The organism is Candidatus Binatia bacterium, assembly GCA_029248525.1.
Classification (GTDB): domain Bacteria; phylum Desulfobacterota; class Binatia; order UBA12015; family UBA12015; genus UBA12015.
Window position 1 is genome coordinate 187,490 of sequence record JAQWJE010000014.1, and the last position, 14,046, is coordinate 201,535.

A 14,046-nucleotide genomic window follows, 5' to 3' on the forward strand; every position below is an offset into this window, starting at 1 on the left:
TCCCCTGTCGATGCGGCGATTTCGCCTCAAACCTGAGGCTCCTCCGGAAGATCAATCAGGCCGTCGCCGGCCGGCGCAGCGTCGCCCTCGGCCGCCGAGAGTCCCGCGGCTTCCGCCTCCGCGGCCGCTGCTGCAGCAACTGCCGCGGCCTCCGCGGCCGCTTCGGCTGCGGCTGCTTCCTCGACCTTCTGTTCAGCGGCGCGGGTGATCGCTGCCTCCACGATGACGTATGCTCTCTCAGGACCAATGCCCTCGACCTCGGCAACTTCCGCAGCCTCCGTCTCGGCCACTTCCTGCACGGTCTTGAATCCGTGCTGCATCAACAGTTCGGCGGTCACGTCGCTCACGCCCTCGATCTGCATGAGAGCAGCCCGCGATTGCCGCACTTCCTCGTCAGCCTCGGACTCCCCGCGGACATCCAGACGCCAACTCGTCAGTCGCGACGCGAGGGTGACATTTTGCCCGCGCTTGCCGATAGCCAGCGAAAGCTGATCGTCCGGCACGATCACCTCCATGGAATGCTCGTCCTCATCCATGATGATCTTGGCTACCTTGGCCGGGGCGATCGCTCGGCAAACAAATTCCGCGGGGTCTGCCGTCCAGTGGACGATATCGATTTTCTCGCCACGCAGCTCCTGAACCACTGCCTGCACGCGTGTTCCGCGCATCCCCACACAAGCACCCACGGGGTCGACATCGCGATCGTGTGAGACGACCGCGATTTTGGCTCGGCCACCAGGTTCGCGGACGGCGGCCTTCACCTCCACGATCCCCTCGTAGATCTCGGGCACTTCCTGCCGGAACAACTCGATCAAAAGGTTCGGATGGGTGCGGCTGAGGACGATCTGCGGCCCCTTTGCCGTCAGGTCCACATCGTAAATATAGGCGCGAATTCGATCGCTTTGCCGATAACGCTCCCTCGGGATCTGCTCGCGCTCCGGAAGGATGGCATCCGTCCGGCCGAGGTTGACGATAATATTTCGGCGCTCGAACCGCTGCACGATACCCGAGAAGAGTTCGCCCTTCCGGTCCTTGAATTCGTTGTAGATAATTTCGCGCTCGGCGTCCCGGACCTTCTGAATGATCGCCTGCTTGGCCGCCTGAGCCCCGATCCGACCAAACTCCTTCTGCGGCAGCTTCCCGAGGAATTCATCGCCGATTTCGGCTTCCGGGTCGTAGTCCGCGCGGGCCTGCTCGAGGGTAATTTCACTTTCGGGATCAGCGACGACGTCCACGACGCGCTTGATCTCGAACAGTTCAACTTCGCCGATCTCGGCGTTGAACTGCGCCTCGATCTGCCGCTCGGCACCCAGCAACCGATGTGCAGCCTGAACCATGGCCTCTTCGATCGCGCCTACAATGACTTCGCGCTCGATCTGTTTTTCTCGGCTGACCTGATCGATGACCCGACTAAGCTGAAATTCCATTCTGCTTTCCCCCTCACGCCTCGTGGGCGTGCCTCTCCCGCAAATCTCGATCGAAATCGTGCTCGTAATTCGCTTTTTCAATCGCCGTCAACGGGATGCGTACCGCCGGTCCCTTCGGGACAGCCAGCTCGAGACCATCCTGTCCCACCGCAACCAGCTCTCCGCGAAAGTTCCGCGAACCGTCGATGGGCTCGACCGTGCGCAAACGAATATTCATGCCCACATGAGCCTCAAAATCTGCCTGCCCCTTGAGCCTTCGATTCACGCCTGGCGACGAACATTCGAGCGAATAAACCCCCGGAACATCGTCGTGGGCATCCAGAACGGCTTCGATTTCATGACTCGCCCGAGCCAGCTCCTCGAGACCAATCCCACCGTCTCGATCGAGAAAAATCCTCAAGACAGAATGCTTTCCGGCGGATGCGAACTCCAAATCCACGAGACGCAGCCCGAGATCTCCGGCGACCGGCTCGATCCTTTGCGTCATTCGGTTGATAAATTCGCTTTTGCTCATCTTCTTTTCCACGGGAGTTGCGACCCTTCCGGTCGCTCAACTTAGCCCTGACGGGACTTTTTCGTCCGTCGCGGAGAAAAAAAAAGTGGGCGAAGGCCCACTTTTCCCCGAATCCGGCCGATGTTGAAGAAAAACCTTCTAGCATGGGCCATTTTCACTCGCAATCCGGCGAGAACTTTGAAGAAATTACTCGTCGACGAGTTCGTGATAGGTCGTCAATTCGAGAATTTCGAATTCCCGCTTGCCATCGGGAATATTCACCTTCACCTCATCGCCAACCTCGTGATTCAGCAAGGCCCGTCCAATCGGCGAACCGATCGAGATCTGCCCCTCGCTCCCATCCACTTCTTCGGGAAATACCACGCGAAATTCGACTTCGTCGCCCGAGCCTAGATCCTCGCATCGCACGATGCTGCCGTAGGAAACGCGCTCCCGCGGAAGTCGAGAAAGGGAATAGGCCGAAAGCTCGCTGACCCGGGCCTGAAGAGCTCCCAGGCGAGCTCGAACAATACCCTGACGGTCTTTCGCCGCGTCGTATTCCGCATTTTCCCGCAGGTCCCCATGCGCGCGCGCCTCTTCAAGGCGCTTCGGCAGGTCGTGGTTCATTTCGCGCTGCAATCCCGCAAGTTCCACTTTGAGCTTCGCCACGATTGGCAGTTCCATAATTAATCCAGCCCTGTTTTCTTCCTTGAAATGCGATCCCGAATCATCCGCCGGGCCACAAACCCTACCGCGCGAGGTTATTCCCGCAGGCGGCTACTATAGGAGCTGGCCTCGTTCGAAAGCCACCGAAAGGAGTCCTCCGACCAGGGAAGCTCCCCCGTGAGATACCAGTACATCAACATGGCCCCACAACCGACACCGAGAAGAAATCGTAGCATGATTCATTAATGTTCCGCAGAAATTGCTTCCACCACAATTGCGGAACCGACCTCCCTTGCCCGACCGCACCGACGCGGCAAAATTCGCCCGAATGATCCTGAACCTAGACGTTTTGACGCGGCTTCTCTACCCTTGCGCCTGCTACCTCTGTCGACGCCCCTTCCACGCCTCCCGAACACCCGATCTCTGCGGGGAATGCCGCAGCGGGTTGCGCGTTCGCCAAAACACCTGCTTCCATTGCGCGCGGCCAGCGGCGGCCGCCTCTTGCCACGAGTGCTTGGCCAACGCCCCCTCCTTCCAGCGGACCTATGCACTATGCCTCTACGGGGCCGGCCAACCCGGCCAAATGGCCCTGAGACGCTGGAAAATCGGGGGCGAAATCAATCTGGGCCGGGCACTCGGTCGGGCCCTGGGCCGGCCGTTACGCCAGCAACTGGGCCCGATCGACGGAATCGTCCCGATACCGGGCCGCCGAATCGCCTCGGCCTGGCGAGGCTTCGACACAGCGAATCTTCTGGCCGAGACTCTGTCACAGGTGCTACCGGAGTCTCCACCCGTCTTCCGCAATTTCGTCCGCCGGGTGCCCCATTGGCACTGGGGAGGAGCCGCGCGACGGCGACGCGCCCGAGGCCAGATGCGAAGTAGCCTTTATCGACCGGGACGCGGGAAAATCCCACAAGGCGCGCGACTTCTGCTGGTCGATGACATCATGACGACTCAGGCCAGCGCCCGTCGCTGCAGTGATTTGTTGCTCGAAGGCGGGGCGGCACGGGTCGAGGTCGCCGTCATCGGCAGGACGGCAAACTCCTGAACTCGGGCCACCGCAACGTGCCATTGCGCCGGCCGAGTCCATCCCCAGGCCCGCGGAAAGGCTTCGGAAGCCATGTCTCCGAACGAGAATAAACCACGAAAATAGGCTCGAAGTCTTGAGTTTCTTCGGACGAGAAGAGAGAACATAGAGCCTGTCTCTGCCCCCGCAAAGGGCAAAGGCAACGCCACAGACCAAATGAAACTCGGGGTACTCATATCCGGACGAGGTTCCAACCTTCGTTCCATCATCGACGCCGTACAGAAAGATCGGCTGAACGCGGAGATTGTAGCCGTACTGAGCAACCGATCCGACGTCGAAGGGCTCTCGCATGCAGCAGCCGCGGGTATTCCCTGCGCGGTATTCCCGCACGGCGACTTCCCCAATCGACAGACCTTTGAATCCGCGATCGTTGCGCACCTCAAGGATGCCGGTGCGGATACGATTGCCCTCGCGGGCTTCGATCGTATCGTCACCTCCACGCTGCTGCGGGCGTTCCCCAATCGCGTGGTCAATATCCACCCGGCCCTCCTGCCAGCATTCAAGGGACTCCACGCGCAAAAGCAGGCGCTGGAGCACGGCAACAAGATCACCGGGGTAACGGTGCATTTCGTCGACGAAGAAATGGACCACGGTCCCATCATTGCGCAGGCTGCTGTTGCCATCGAGGACGGCGACACGGAATCGACGCTGGCCGCGCGAATCCTGCGCGAGGAACACCGCCTCTATCCGGAAGCTTTACAGGCACTCGCCTCCGGGCAACTGCGCCTCGACGGCCGGACGGTACACGGAGGACCACAGTAGGTGAGCGCCTCCCCCGCAGATTCTGCCGCCAAACAGGCCCGGAGGCTTCGAGAAACCGGCTCGGTTCAAAAGCTGTTGGAGACCTACGGCTCGATCAAGTCGCCAGACGCCGCCTGGTCCGACCACGAATTGGTTCTCGAAGTCGCCCGCGCACATTCTCTGGCCGGCAACGAAAAAGAGGTCGAGCGGTTCTTTGCGCGCTGCGTGGAACTGAATCCCCGCAGGGCCGCCCTGTACCACTGCCAGGTCGGATGGTTCTACCAACGCAGGAAACGCTGGGCGCGAGCCATTGATTGGTACGACTCCTCCCTCAAGACTTTCGGGAACTATCATTTATGCCTCTTCCGACGCGGCTATTGTCTGGAAAGACTCCACCGGCCACAGGATGCAGCCGAATCCCTGCAGAGCGCGGTCTCCACTTACGAGAACAGTTCGCCCGAGCAGCAACAGCGCTCACGAGGCATCCAGATTCAGGCACTCTTTCATCTATCCCGCAATCTGCGCGAGATCGACAACCTCGACGGGGCCCGCAACGCGCTCGAGAGCTGCAGCAACCTCGACAATGGACCTGATATCATTATTCGCCACGAGCACCGCCTTGCGAGTCGCGCCGAAATCTCGATTTCCGAAGGCTTGCCCGAGGAAGCCTTGCGCGATCTGCACGCCGCCTGCGAACTCGATGGGAAGTCCCCGGTCATCTGGGAAAGACTTGGGCGGACCTACGCGGCGCTGGGAAATACGGAGAGCGCCGAGGAAGCCCTCGTCCGCGCAACGAGCCTCCCCCGGGGCGCGGTCGCTCTTGTCACCTTGGCAAGATATTACCGACATGAACATCGCTACCTCGAGAGCGCCGAGAAGCTCGTCCTCGCGCTGCGGGAACACCCGCGAGGGGAGTTGCAAATCCGACTCGAAATGGCTCGTCTGCACCTCGACCTCGAGCGCCCCCAAGCCGCCCTCAACATCCTGAAGCGCCTGGCCGACGGCCGGGTGCCGCCCAAATCGACAATCGCCACCACCGTCCGAACAACGATGGCTGAAATCCACGCGGCTTCGGGCAGGCGAACTGCGGCCATCGAAGAGCTTCGCCTAGTCGTCGAGCAAAACCTCACCAACCAAAAACTGCAGGATAAATTCGACGCACTGGTTTCTCTTCATGCCTCTGAGGGTGACGAACCTGCGGTCGAGGACGACGCTCCCCTGCCCAGCCGGGTAGAAGATATTCTCAAGGACAGCACTCCACGGAAGTTCGGAGAAGTCCTCTCCTACTTTCCCGATCGTGGATTCGGCTTTATCGCGCATGGACCCACCAAGGAAACCGTCTTTTTCCACGTCAGCCAATGCCCCGAGATGGAAGGCACATTGCCGGTACCCGGGATGAAGGTTTCCTTCACCATCGCCTCGAACCATCGCACCGGTAAGGAACAGGCGCAGGACGTCCTCCAAACAGAGGAACTTCTCGCCAACGCAGCTACCGTGAGCGGGTAGCCCCGCCTGAACTCGCGCAGGAATCTCCGAGGCTTAGCGACCCCGAGCGTAGATTGCAGCGAGCCGGCCGGGCGACACGCCAATGGCATAGCCCAGCCGCAAGGCCCACATCAGAAGGATCGTCCGGAAGACGCCATTGCTCTCCCAGCGCCGAGAAGATGTCACAACACGCGACCGAAGGGCGGCACATTTCCCCTCGCGGCGAAGGCGGATCGATAGATCGACATCCTCCATCAAGGGCATCTCTCGAAAGCCGCGTATTTCCATGAACACCGACCGTCTTACAAAAATTGCCTGGTCGCCCGTCGAAATCCCGGTCAGACGCGAACGCCAATTCATCAGAAACTCGACGAGTCGCAAGCGAGAATCTTCGCCGGAAAGGCGCACATCAAAACGGCCCCACGCCACTCGAGTGTCCTGCAGTGATTCACGAATCTGCGTTGCGAAGTTTTCCGGCAAGACGGTATCGGCATGAAGGAAGAGCAAGACCTCACCAGCCGTGGTGAAAGCACCCTCGTTCATTTGGCGCGCCCGCCCCGGCTGGGAGGAGAGCACTCGTGCCCCTGCTGCAGCGGCGATATCCCTTGTCGCATCCAGGCTCCCGCCATCAACCAGGACCAGTTCTCGTACCGCCGGGTCGGCAGCACTATGGATGGCAGGCGCCACCGAGCTTTTCTCATTCAATGCGGGGAGAATCACATCGAGAAACGGACCTCCCGGCAACTCTGCGATCGAGGCCGCCGAAGCTCCGGGCGAGCGACTCAAGGTGACTCGGGCTCCGCCTGCAGCGCCTGTCGCAGGCCGTCGAAATCACGCAACCCGCGAGATTCAATCTCCTGCAACAATCCGCGGTTGAGATCCGCTGCCAACAAGGGACCTTCGTAAATCAGCCCGCTGTACAAGGAGACCAGATCCGCACCTGCGGCGATTCGGGACAGAACGTCCTGAGTCGAGGAGAGACCTCCCACGCCGATAATCGGGACGTCAGGGCCGACGGCCGCCCGCAAAAGACGTACACATACATCGGCTCGCTGGCGCAGAGGAGCGCCAGAGAGGCCGCCCCCCTCCTGCCCGGCAGTGCCACGCAGACCCGGGCGCTCAATCGTTGTATTGGTAGCGATCAAACCACCAGCCCCCGCACCCAACGCGGCTTGCGCGATCGAGGCGAATTGATCATCGGGCAGATCAGGAGCCAACTTTACAAAAACAGGCGGCGCCGCCTGCTGTTCGCTCGCAGCCGTCATTACGGCAGCCACCAGCCGCGACAAACGCTCGGGGGCCTGTAGATCTCGCAGGCCTGGCGTATTGGGTGAACTCACATTGACCGCAATATAATCTGCGAAGCGTACGAGACAGCGCACCGAATGGGCAACGTCTTCGAGCTCGGCTGCCTCATCGCCCATCACCTTGCGGGAACAACCCACATTCATACCCAGAGGCGTCGGCCCGGGAGAAGCGAGGACGTCGGCAAGGCGAGCCGCCACGGCATCCGCACCTTCGTTATTGAAACCCAACCGATTAATCAGAGCCTTGGCCTCGGGGACACGAAACATTCGTGGCTTGGCGTTCCCGGATTGAGGGTGCGCGGTTACCGTTCCCATCTCTGCAAAACCGAAACCCAATGCGCCCCAGAGGTGCGGTGCAATTGCGTTCTTGTCGAACCCGGCGGCCAGACCAATCGGTCCGGGGAACCGCACCCCGAGAACCTCGCTCGAGAGTCGCGGGTCGATGGCCGGGCTCCCCGACGTGCGCAAAACACATTGCGCGGCGCGCGCCGCACCCAATGCGAGGTGATGCGCCCGCTCTTCGTCCACCAGAAAGAAGAGCGAGCGCAGGTAATCGTAACCAGGCAGACTCAAGTCTTCTCCAACAAGGGATCCAACTCGCCGGCGCGCTCCAGTGCGGCCAATTCGTCGTAACCACCGATGGGGATTCCGGAGATGAAAATCTGCGGCACGGTCGAACGCCCCTCCGCCCTCGTGCGAAGCAACGCACGTTCACCCGGCTTGCCGGTGACGTCCACTTCCGTGAAAGAAACTCCTTTATCTGCCAAAAGATCCTTTGCAGCGTGGCAATAAGGGCAATAACCAGTCACGTATACGATCACTTCCGCCATCCCCATTCGAGTAATGATTCAGGGGCCCGGCAGCAAATGGAGATAACCGGACGTGCAGGCATTCGATGAATTAGTTCAACTTCTGGCGACCCTCCGTGCCCCCGGGGGCTGCCCTTGGGACCGCGAGCAGACCCATCAAACGATTCGGCGCTACGCAATCGAGGAAGCCTTTGAGGTGGCCGAGGCAATCGACTCCGGCAATCCCGAGGAACTTCGGCTTGAGCTGGGAGATCTCCTGCTTCAGGTGGTTTTCCACGCCCAGATTGGCTCCGAATCCGGAAACTTTGATATCGAAAGCATTTGTCGGGGTGTGATCGAGAAGATGGAGCGGCGGCATCCGCATGTTTTTGGCGACGTCGAGGTCGCCGATGCCGCTGCCGTTGCCCGAAATTGGGAGGAAATCAAAGCGGTGGAGCGCGGGAAATCGTCCTCCGTGCTCGATGGAGTGCCACGTGCACTGCCGGCGCTGCAGAGAGCCGAGCGAATCTCCGAGAAGGCCGCCAAGGGAGGCTATGATTGGAATCAGGCCGAGGAGGTTCTGCCCAAAATCGCCGAAGAAGCCTCGGAACTGACGGCCGCGATGGCGGCCGAGAATCCGGAGGAAATGTCTGCAGAATTTGGCGATTTGCTCTTTTCTCTGGTGAACTATGGGCGAAAGCTGGGCATCGACCCCGAGGAAGCCCTGACTCAAACCGTGCGGCGATTCGAGAGCCGATTCCGATTTGCCGAAGCCAGCGCTCGAGACTCCGGGACGAATCTGGGCGATCTGAGCGACCAGGAACGTGACGAACTTTGGGAATCGGCAAAACGCTCCACCACAACTACGCCTGGCACCATTGACCCCAAAGCCCCTGAAGGCTAGGCATTTCCCCCATGGCGAACCATCCTTCAGCCCTCAAGCGGCATCGGCAGTCCTTGAAGCGCGCAGACCGCAACACAGCGATCCGCACCAATATGCGCAACTCAATCAAAAAGCTCCGGAGTCTCGTGGAAGCTGGCGACAAGCCCGCCGCCCAACTCCAGCTTCGAGAAGTCGAGAAAAAGCTCCAAAAGGCAGCGACCAAGGGTGTTCTTCACGCCAACGCAGCTTCCCGCCGCGTGTCCCGATTGACCCGCGCCGTGGGCGGTCTGGACTAGGCAGAGTCGACCCTGCGGCGCCGCGCCCTCGGCTTCGCGCCCCGACTTCAGCTCCCGACTTCAGCTCCCGGATTCAGCTAGCAGCTTCCGCTGGCCGATCGTGAGAAAAAGGTATTCAAGCGGCGGCGAGGCCGGTATCCCTCTTTTCGATCGAACATCGATCCGAGAGAGCTCCTGCAGAATTCGCTGCAACTCCAGTGACCGGTAGTTCCTGGCCTTGGGAACTACGAAAAAGCCCCGCCCCCCGCCGAAAGCTTTTTTTGCCTCGGCCTCCGAAAGGCCCTGATCCAAAAGAGCGCGCGCTCGCAACAGCGCCCGGACCTCTCCGGCTAACTCCCCGATCACCACCTCGGTCGCAACGCCCTGCGCCAGGGCGGTTCGGAGTTCCACCAGAGCCCGACCCATCCGTCGGTCTCGGAGGGCTCCGGAAAGTGCGAATGCCGTGCGCGCCTTGTCTCCGCCCAGGGATAGCAAGGCCTGCTCATGGGTGACCGGCTGGTCGCCGAAGCGCAAAGAGAGCTTTTCCAGCTCATTCGCGAGCCGGCCAGTATCGCCGATGACATGACCAAGCACCGCCTCTGCGGCCTCCGGTTCGAGACGCAAGGATTTCTCCTTGCAAAGCTTCCGCAACAGATCTTTCCATTCCGGGAGGGCCTTTCGCATATCCTTTTGTTGCGGCCCGACTGTCTCGATACAATTTGCCTTTTTCAAGGCCGCAAAAAGGCTGCGTCGCAAATCGGGTGCCTGAGCCAACAACAGCAAACGCGTGTCCTCCGAGATTGTGCCGCAAAGCTCCAGAACATCCCGCTGCAGATCGTCCTTCATGCGATCGGCCATCCGCAAGACGATCAACCGGCGACCCGTCATCGAGACGGTACGAATCGCCGTCGAGATTTCCTCGATATCCACCTTGTCTCCATAGAGAACATCGAGAGCACCAAACATCGGGGTCTTGCCGAGCCATTCGTTCTGAATCTTCTCGAGCTGGCCATCCACCAGAGCCGGATCCCCGAGCAGCAATCTGACCCGCTCCGGGTCCGGCGGGCTGGGCTTGGGGGCGGCTTTACCCATCAGAAGTTGTCGACCATCGAGTTGTAGAGTTCGCGAGCCAGATTCTCCGAAACCTTCCGCAACGCATCACCCTGCTGCGATTCGGCGACCTGCACATCCGACAAACGCAGAAGGTCAGCCTCATTCAGTGTCGAACTCTCCTGAAACTCGGAAGACTGCGCAATCACGGTTGTCGCCGCCGCACCGTAGGAATCACTCTGCTGGAGTCCGTCAACCCGCCACACGACCTGCCCGGTTTTCGGATTCGTGAGTCGCGCACTGATGCGAACAATTGTTTCGTACTGCAAAGCTTCGTCGCTGCGGGAAAACCCGACCGGCCGAACGTCCAGGCTCTGGACCACACCCGACAGGACCACATCGGCGCGCCCTGCCGAGGTTTGCTCAAAACTGCCTCGCTTGGCGACCTCCAACGAAAATGCTTCCTGAATTCCGGTCACCAGGCCGGGCTCCTCGGTCGCATTTGCAAAAGGCTCGAGCGCGATCTTTGTGCCTCCGCCGGGCAACGCGGTCGCCACACCGGGAAAGTTGTACCCGCAGGAAGTCAGAAGGATCGCGGAGAAGACGACCGGCAAAATGCCTCGGAAGCTCTTCATCCGATCACCACATTCACCAGGCGACCCGGAACGACGATGATCTTGCGAACTTCCTTACCTTCCAAAGCGGCCTGGACCTTCTCATTCTCGACGGCAATACCCTCGAGAGCCTCCTTCGAAACATCAGCTGCGACGGAAAAACGCCCCCGCACCTTACCGTTGATTTGCAAAACAATCTCGAAGGAATCCTCAACGAGCGCCTCCCCGGAGTACGATGGCCACCCACCGTCGAAGATACTCTCTCCATGCCCGAGCCAGGAATGGAGTTCCTCAGCCAGATGTGGCGCAAAGGGCGCCAATAGCCGCAGAAATACTCCAATGGTTGCAACATAGGTGGGAGAAAGATCAGCGTGCGCCGCTCGATGCTTTTGTAATTGATTCAGCATCTCCATCAACGCTGCGATCGAAGTATTGAAGGCGAGCTTTTCGAGATCCTCGGAAACCTTCTTCACGCTCGCGTGAAGAAGGCGCAGGAGATCACGATCCCCTTCACCTTCGACCCGACCTGCTTCGGCGGCAGCGATCTCGGCCGCTGCACTCGCCCGCAGAGCCGTGAGTGCCTCGCGATCCTTGCCAACAAGTGTCGTGATGCGAGTGAGAAAGCGCTCCGCCCCCGCGACCCCCTCATCACTCCATTCCATATTGTTCTCCGCAGGTGCGGAGAACAGAATGGTAATCCGAGCAACATCCGAGCCGTGCTCCCGGATAAAGGGCCCCATCGGAACCCCGTTACCCGCGCTCTTGCTCATCTTCTCTGGGCCACTCCGAGCAAAGAAGAGTCCGTCTTTTTCCACCAAATCATGGCTGGCCGCCCGCAGAGCGGTCTGCATTTCGGATTGGGGAAGTGATCGGGCTTCGATGCCGATAGACTTGCAGAGAGACTCCGGCGCGAGCAGTTGGCCATCTTCGCTCAAGCTCAGCGGCGTTTGTACACGGCGTTGCACCATACCCTGCGTGAACAGCGCACGGAAAGGCTCGCTCTCCGGCACAAGGCCCTCGTCAAAAAGAACTTTCGTGATAAACCGCGAATAGAGCAGATGGAGGATCGCGTGCTCCACGCCACCGATGTACTGATCCACGGGTAGCCAACGCTCCATAGCTGCCTTCGACCAAATTTCTTCGGTATTCGTAGCGTCGGCATAGCGCAGGAAATACCAGGAGGAGTCGACAAAGGTATCCATCGTATCCGTATCCCGAAACGCGACACCGCCGGTTTCCGGATCCACCGCGTTCACAAATTCCTCGTTCGCCGCCAACGGCGAGCGACCGCGGGGTTTGTAATCCTCAATCACCGGCAACACGACCGGTAGATCCTTGTCCGGTACGGGAACAATTGTGCCGTCAGGGCGGTGCAACATGGGGATTGGCGTCCCCCAATACCTCTGCCGACTCACCAACCAATCCCGCAAACGGTAGGTGACCTTGGCTCCCCCTTGTGACGCGGCCTCGAGCCGCGTCACAATTCCTTCGCCTGCCTCCCGATTGGGAACTCCATCCCAATCGCCCGAATTCACCAGAACGCCCTCCCCAATATAGGCGGCATCCGGCTCGGCGGTCGGGGGCGTTTCGCCCTCGGGGACAATCACCGTCCTGCGCGAGATTTCGAATTTTTCGGCAAATGCAAAATCTCGCTCATCGTGGGCCGGCACCGCCATGATCGCGCCTGTTCCGTATCCCGTCAGAACATAATCAGCGACCCAAACCGGAACCGATTCTCCGTTGACCGGGTTTTCCGCATAGCTGCCGGTAAATACGCCGGTCTTTTCGCGGTCGAGATTTTGCCGCTCGACATCGCTACGACGCGAGGCTGCGGCGACGTAGTCGTCCATCGCTTCGCGCTGATCGACCGTGGTCAGAGTGTCCACCAGGGCATGTTCCGGTGCAAGAACCAGAAACGTGGCTCCGAAAAGGGTGTCGGGCCGGGTCGTAAACACCGAAATCGAATCTCCCGCGGCGCCAACGGCGAATTCGACCTGCGCACCCTCGCTGCGACCGATCCAATTGCGCTGCATGGCCTTGACCTTTTCAGGCCATCCCGACAGTTCGTCCAGATCCTCCAAAAGACGCTCGGCATAGTCGGTGATCCGAAAAAACCATTGGTCCAGATCGCGCTTCTCGACCAGTGCGCCGCTGCGCCAACTTCGACCTTGTGCATCTACCTGCTCGTTAGCGAGCACTGTCTGATCGACAGGGTCCCAGTTGACCGTCGCCTTGGCGCGGTACGCCAGACCCCGACGGTAGAGCAATTGAAAGAGCCATTGCGTCCATCGGTAGTAATCTGGTTTGCAGGTGGTGACCTCGCAATCCCAGTCGTAGATAATCCCTGCAGCTTCCAGCGACCCCTTGGACTCCGCGATATTCTGCAAGGTCCACTCACCCGGCGGGCGTCCGGTCTTGATCGCCGCGTTCTCGGCGGGAAGGCCGAAAGCATCCCAACCAAACGGATGGAGGACGTCATAGCCCTGCATCACGTAATACCGCGTCAGCGAGTCGCCGATATAGTAATTCTTGCCGTGGCCCATATGAAGATCGCCACTTGGATAGGGGAACATTTCGAGCACATAGCGGCGTTCGGCATCAGGACGACGTCCCGCTTTAAAAATCCCTCGGGACTTCCAAATTTCCTGCCAACGCCCCTCGATTCGAGGATCAAACCGGAACCGGTCCTTGTCTGTTGCCTCCACGCTAACCCTCTCCGCTTCACCCGCATTGGGGACTTTGTCTTCCAACATCGTGCGCGCCACGGCATCCAGAACACCGTTCACAAACTGCGGCGACTCATCCCCACAAAAATCACGTGCCAGACGAATGGCCTCATCGATCACAACCGCAATCGGCGGGGCATCCGGACCCGTCATCTCGGCTACGGCCAGTCGGAGCACTTGCGCGTCCATCCGAGCCATTCTCTCCAACCGCCAACGAGCGCCGGCGCCGTCGATCTTCTCGTCAATCGCCGCGCGATGATGCCCGACTTGAAGAGCCAACCGGAGGGCTAACGCGGCCTCGGGAGGAGCATCCACCCTCGCCTCTGAAGAGACATCTGAAGGCAGCTCTTCGCTTCCGCTCCCGGCCGCAGAGTCGTCGCTCTCGACAACCAGCAGGGCCGAATCAATAGCTTCCTCTGCGGAGGCCCCGGCCAATTCCATCTGATAAAGCGCCTGCACCGCCAACCGTCGGGCGCGGCGCCGCTCTTCCACATCGGCTGCCAC

General features: G+C 60.1%; 15 protein-coding genes. 5 read left to right on the forward strand and 10 right to left on the reverse strand.

The window, feature by feature from the left end:
* Window positions 1–26: 26 nt before the first annotated feature.
* The 4 genes from nusA to P8K07_04090 all read right to left on the reverse strand — a co-directional run bounded on the left by nusA (window position 27) and on the right by P8K07_04090 (window position 2,822).
* Entirely contained in the window at window positions 27–1,427 is a 1,401-nt protein-coding gene (gene nusA, locus P8K07_04075) for a transcription termination factor NusA (protein MDG1957698.1), read from the reverse strand.
* Window positions 1,428–1,440: 13 nt separating this feature from the next.
* Window positions 1,441–1,941 carry a ribosome maturation factor RimP gene (rimP, locus tag P8K07_04080; GenBank protein MDG1957699.1) on the reverse strand — a complete coding sequence of 167 codons (501 nt, stop codon included), beginning with the start codon at window positions 1,939–1,941 and terminating at the stop codon, window positions 1,441–1,443.
* A 186-nt stretch (window positions 1,942–2,127) separates the two neighbouring features.
* Window positions 2,128–2,604: a transcription elongation factor GreA gene (gene greA, locus P8K07_04085; GenBank protein ID MDG1957700.1), complete on the reverse strand. Its 477-nt coding sequence runs from the start codon at window positions 2,602–2,604 to the stop codon at window positions 2,128–2,130.
* A gap of 77 nt (window positions 2,605–2,681) precedes the next feature.
* Complete coding sequence (locus P8K07_04090; GenBank protein MDG1957701.1) at window positions 2,682–2,822, reverse strand: hypothetical protein; 141 nt, start codon at window positions 2,820–2,822, stop codon at window positions 2,682–2,684.
* A gap of 92 nt (window positions 2,823–2,914) precedes the next feature.
* On the opposite strand from P8K07_04090, the gene P8K07_04095 reads away from it, so the two are divergent.
* The 3 genes from P8K07_04095 (at window position 2,915) to P8K07_04105 (ending at window position 5,920) form a co-directional block, all read left to right on the forward strand.
* Window positions 2,915–3,634, forward strand: coding sequence for a hypothetical protein (locus P8K07_04095; GenBank protein ID MDG1957702.1), 720 nt, complete (start codon window positions 2,915–2,917; stop codon window positions 3,632–3,634).
* 195 nt (window positions 3,635–3,829) lie between these two features.
* On the forward strand, window positions 3,830–4,435 hold the full coding sequence (purN, locus tag P8K07_04100) for a phosphoribosylglycinamide formyltransferase (protein MDG1957703.1): 606 nt from the start codon (window positions 3,830–3,832) through the stop codon (window positions 4,433–4,435).
* Window positions 4,436–5,920, forward strand: a complete 1,485-nt coding sequence (locus P8K07_04105) for a cold shock domain-containing protein (GenBank protein MDG1957704.1) — start codon at window positions 4,436–4,438, stop codon at window positions 5,918–5,920.
* Window positions 5,921–5,953: 33 nt separating this feature from the next.
* Here the strand turns inward: P8K07_04105 and P8K07_04110 are convergent, their stop codons facing one another.
* Genes P8K07_04110 through grxC form a run of 3 tightly spaced genes read right to left on the reverse strand, consistent with a single transcriptional unit; the run spans window position 5,954 to window position 8,036 of the window.
* Window positions 5,954–6,685, reverse strand: coding sequence for a TIGR04283 family arsenosugar biosynthesis glycosyltransferase (locus tag P8K07_04110; GenBank protein MDG1957705.1), 732 nt, complete (start codon window positions 6,683–6,685; stop codon window positions 5,954–5,956).
* Window positions 6,682–7,779: a quinone-dependent dihydroorotate dehydrogenase gene (locus tag P8K07_04115; protein MDG1957706.1), complete on the reverse strand. Its 1,098-nt coding sequence runs from the start codon at window positions 7,777–7,779 to the stop codon at window positions 6,682–6,684. The genes P8K07_04110 and P8K07_04115 overlap by 4 nt, the downstream gene beginning before the upstream one ends.
* Window positions 7,776–8,036, reverse strand: a complete 261-nt coding sequence (gene grxC, locus P8K07_04120) for a glutaredoxin 3 (GenBank protein ID MDG1957707.1) — start codon at window positions 8,034–8,036, stop codon at window positions 7,776–7,778. Before grxC ends, P8K07_04115 begins: the two co-directional genes overlap by 4 nt.
* 52 nt (window positions 8,037–8,088) lie before the next feature.
* On the opposite strand from grxC, the gene mazG reads away from it, so the two are divergent.
* Window positions 8,089–8,898 (forward strand): nucleoside triphosphate pyrophosphohydrolase, encoded by an 810-nt coding sequence (gene mazG, locus P8K07_04125; protein ID MDG1957708.1) that lies wholly within the window; start codon window positions 8,089–8,091, stop codon window positions 8,896–8,898.
* A gap of 11 nt (window positions 8,899–8,909) precedes the next feature.
* A complete protein-coding gene (gene rpsT / locus P8K07_04130; GenBank protein MDG1957709.1) occupies window positions 8,910–9,173 on the forward strand; it encodes a 30S ribosomal protein S20 in 264 nt (87 codons plus the stop codon).
* A 60-nt stretch (window positions 9,174–9,233) separates the two neighbouring features.
* Here rpsT and holA read toward each other — a convergent pair whose 3' ends face one another.
* From holA to leuS, 3 genes are read right to left on the reverse strand one after another with little or no spacing between them, the layout of a single operon-like run.
* Window positions 9,234–10,244: a DNA polymerase III subunit delta gene (gene holA / locus P8K07_04135; protein ID MDG1957710.1), complete on the reverse strand. Its 1,011-nt coding sequence runs from the start codon at window positions 10,242–10,244 to the stop codon at window positions 9,234–9,236.
* Window positions 10,244–10,837 (reverse strand): LPS assembly lipoprotein LptE, encoded by a 594-nt coding sequence (lptE, locus tag P8K07_04140; GenBank protein ID MDG1957711.1) that lies wholly within the window; start codon window positions 10,835–10,837, stop codon window positions 10,244–10,246. The genes holA and lptE overlap by 1 nt, the downstream gene beginning before the upstream one ends.
* Window positions 10,834–14,046, reverse strand: a complete 3,213-nt coding sequence (leuS, locus tag P8K07_04145; GenBank protein ID MDG1957712.1) for a leucine--tRNA ligase — start codon at window positions 14,044–14,046, stop codon at window positions 10,834–10,836. Before leuS ends, lptE begins: the two co-directional genes overlap by 4 nt.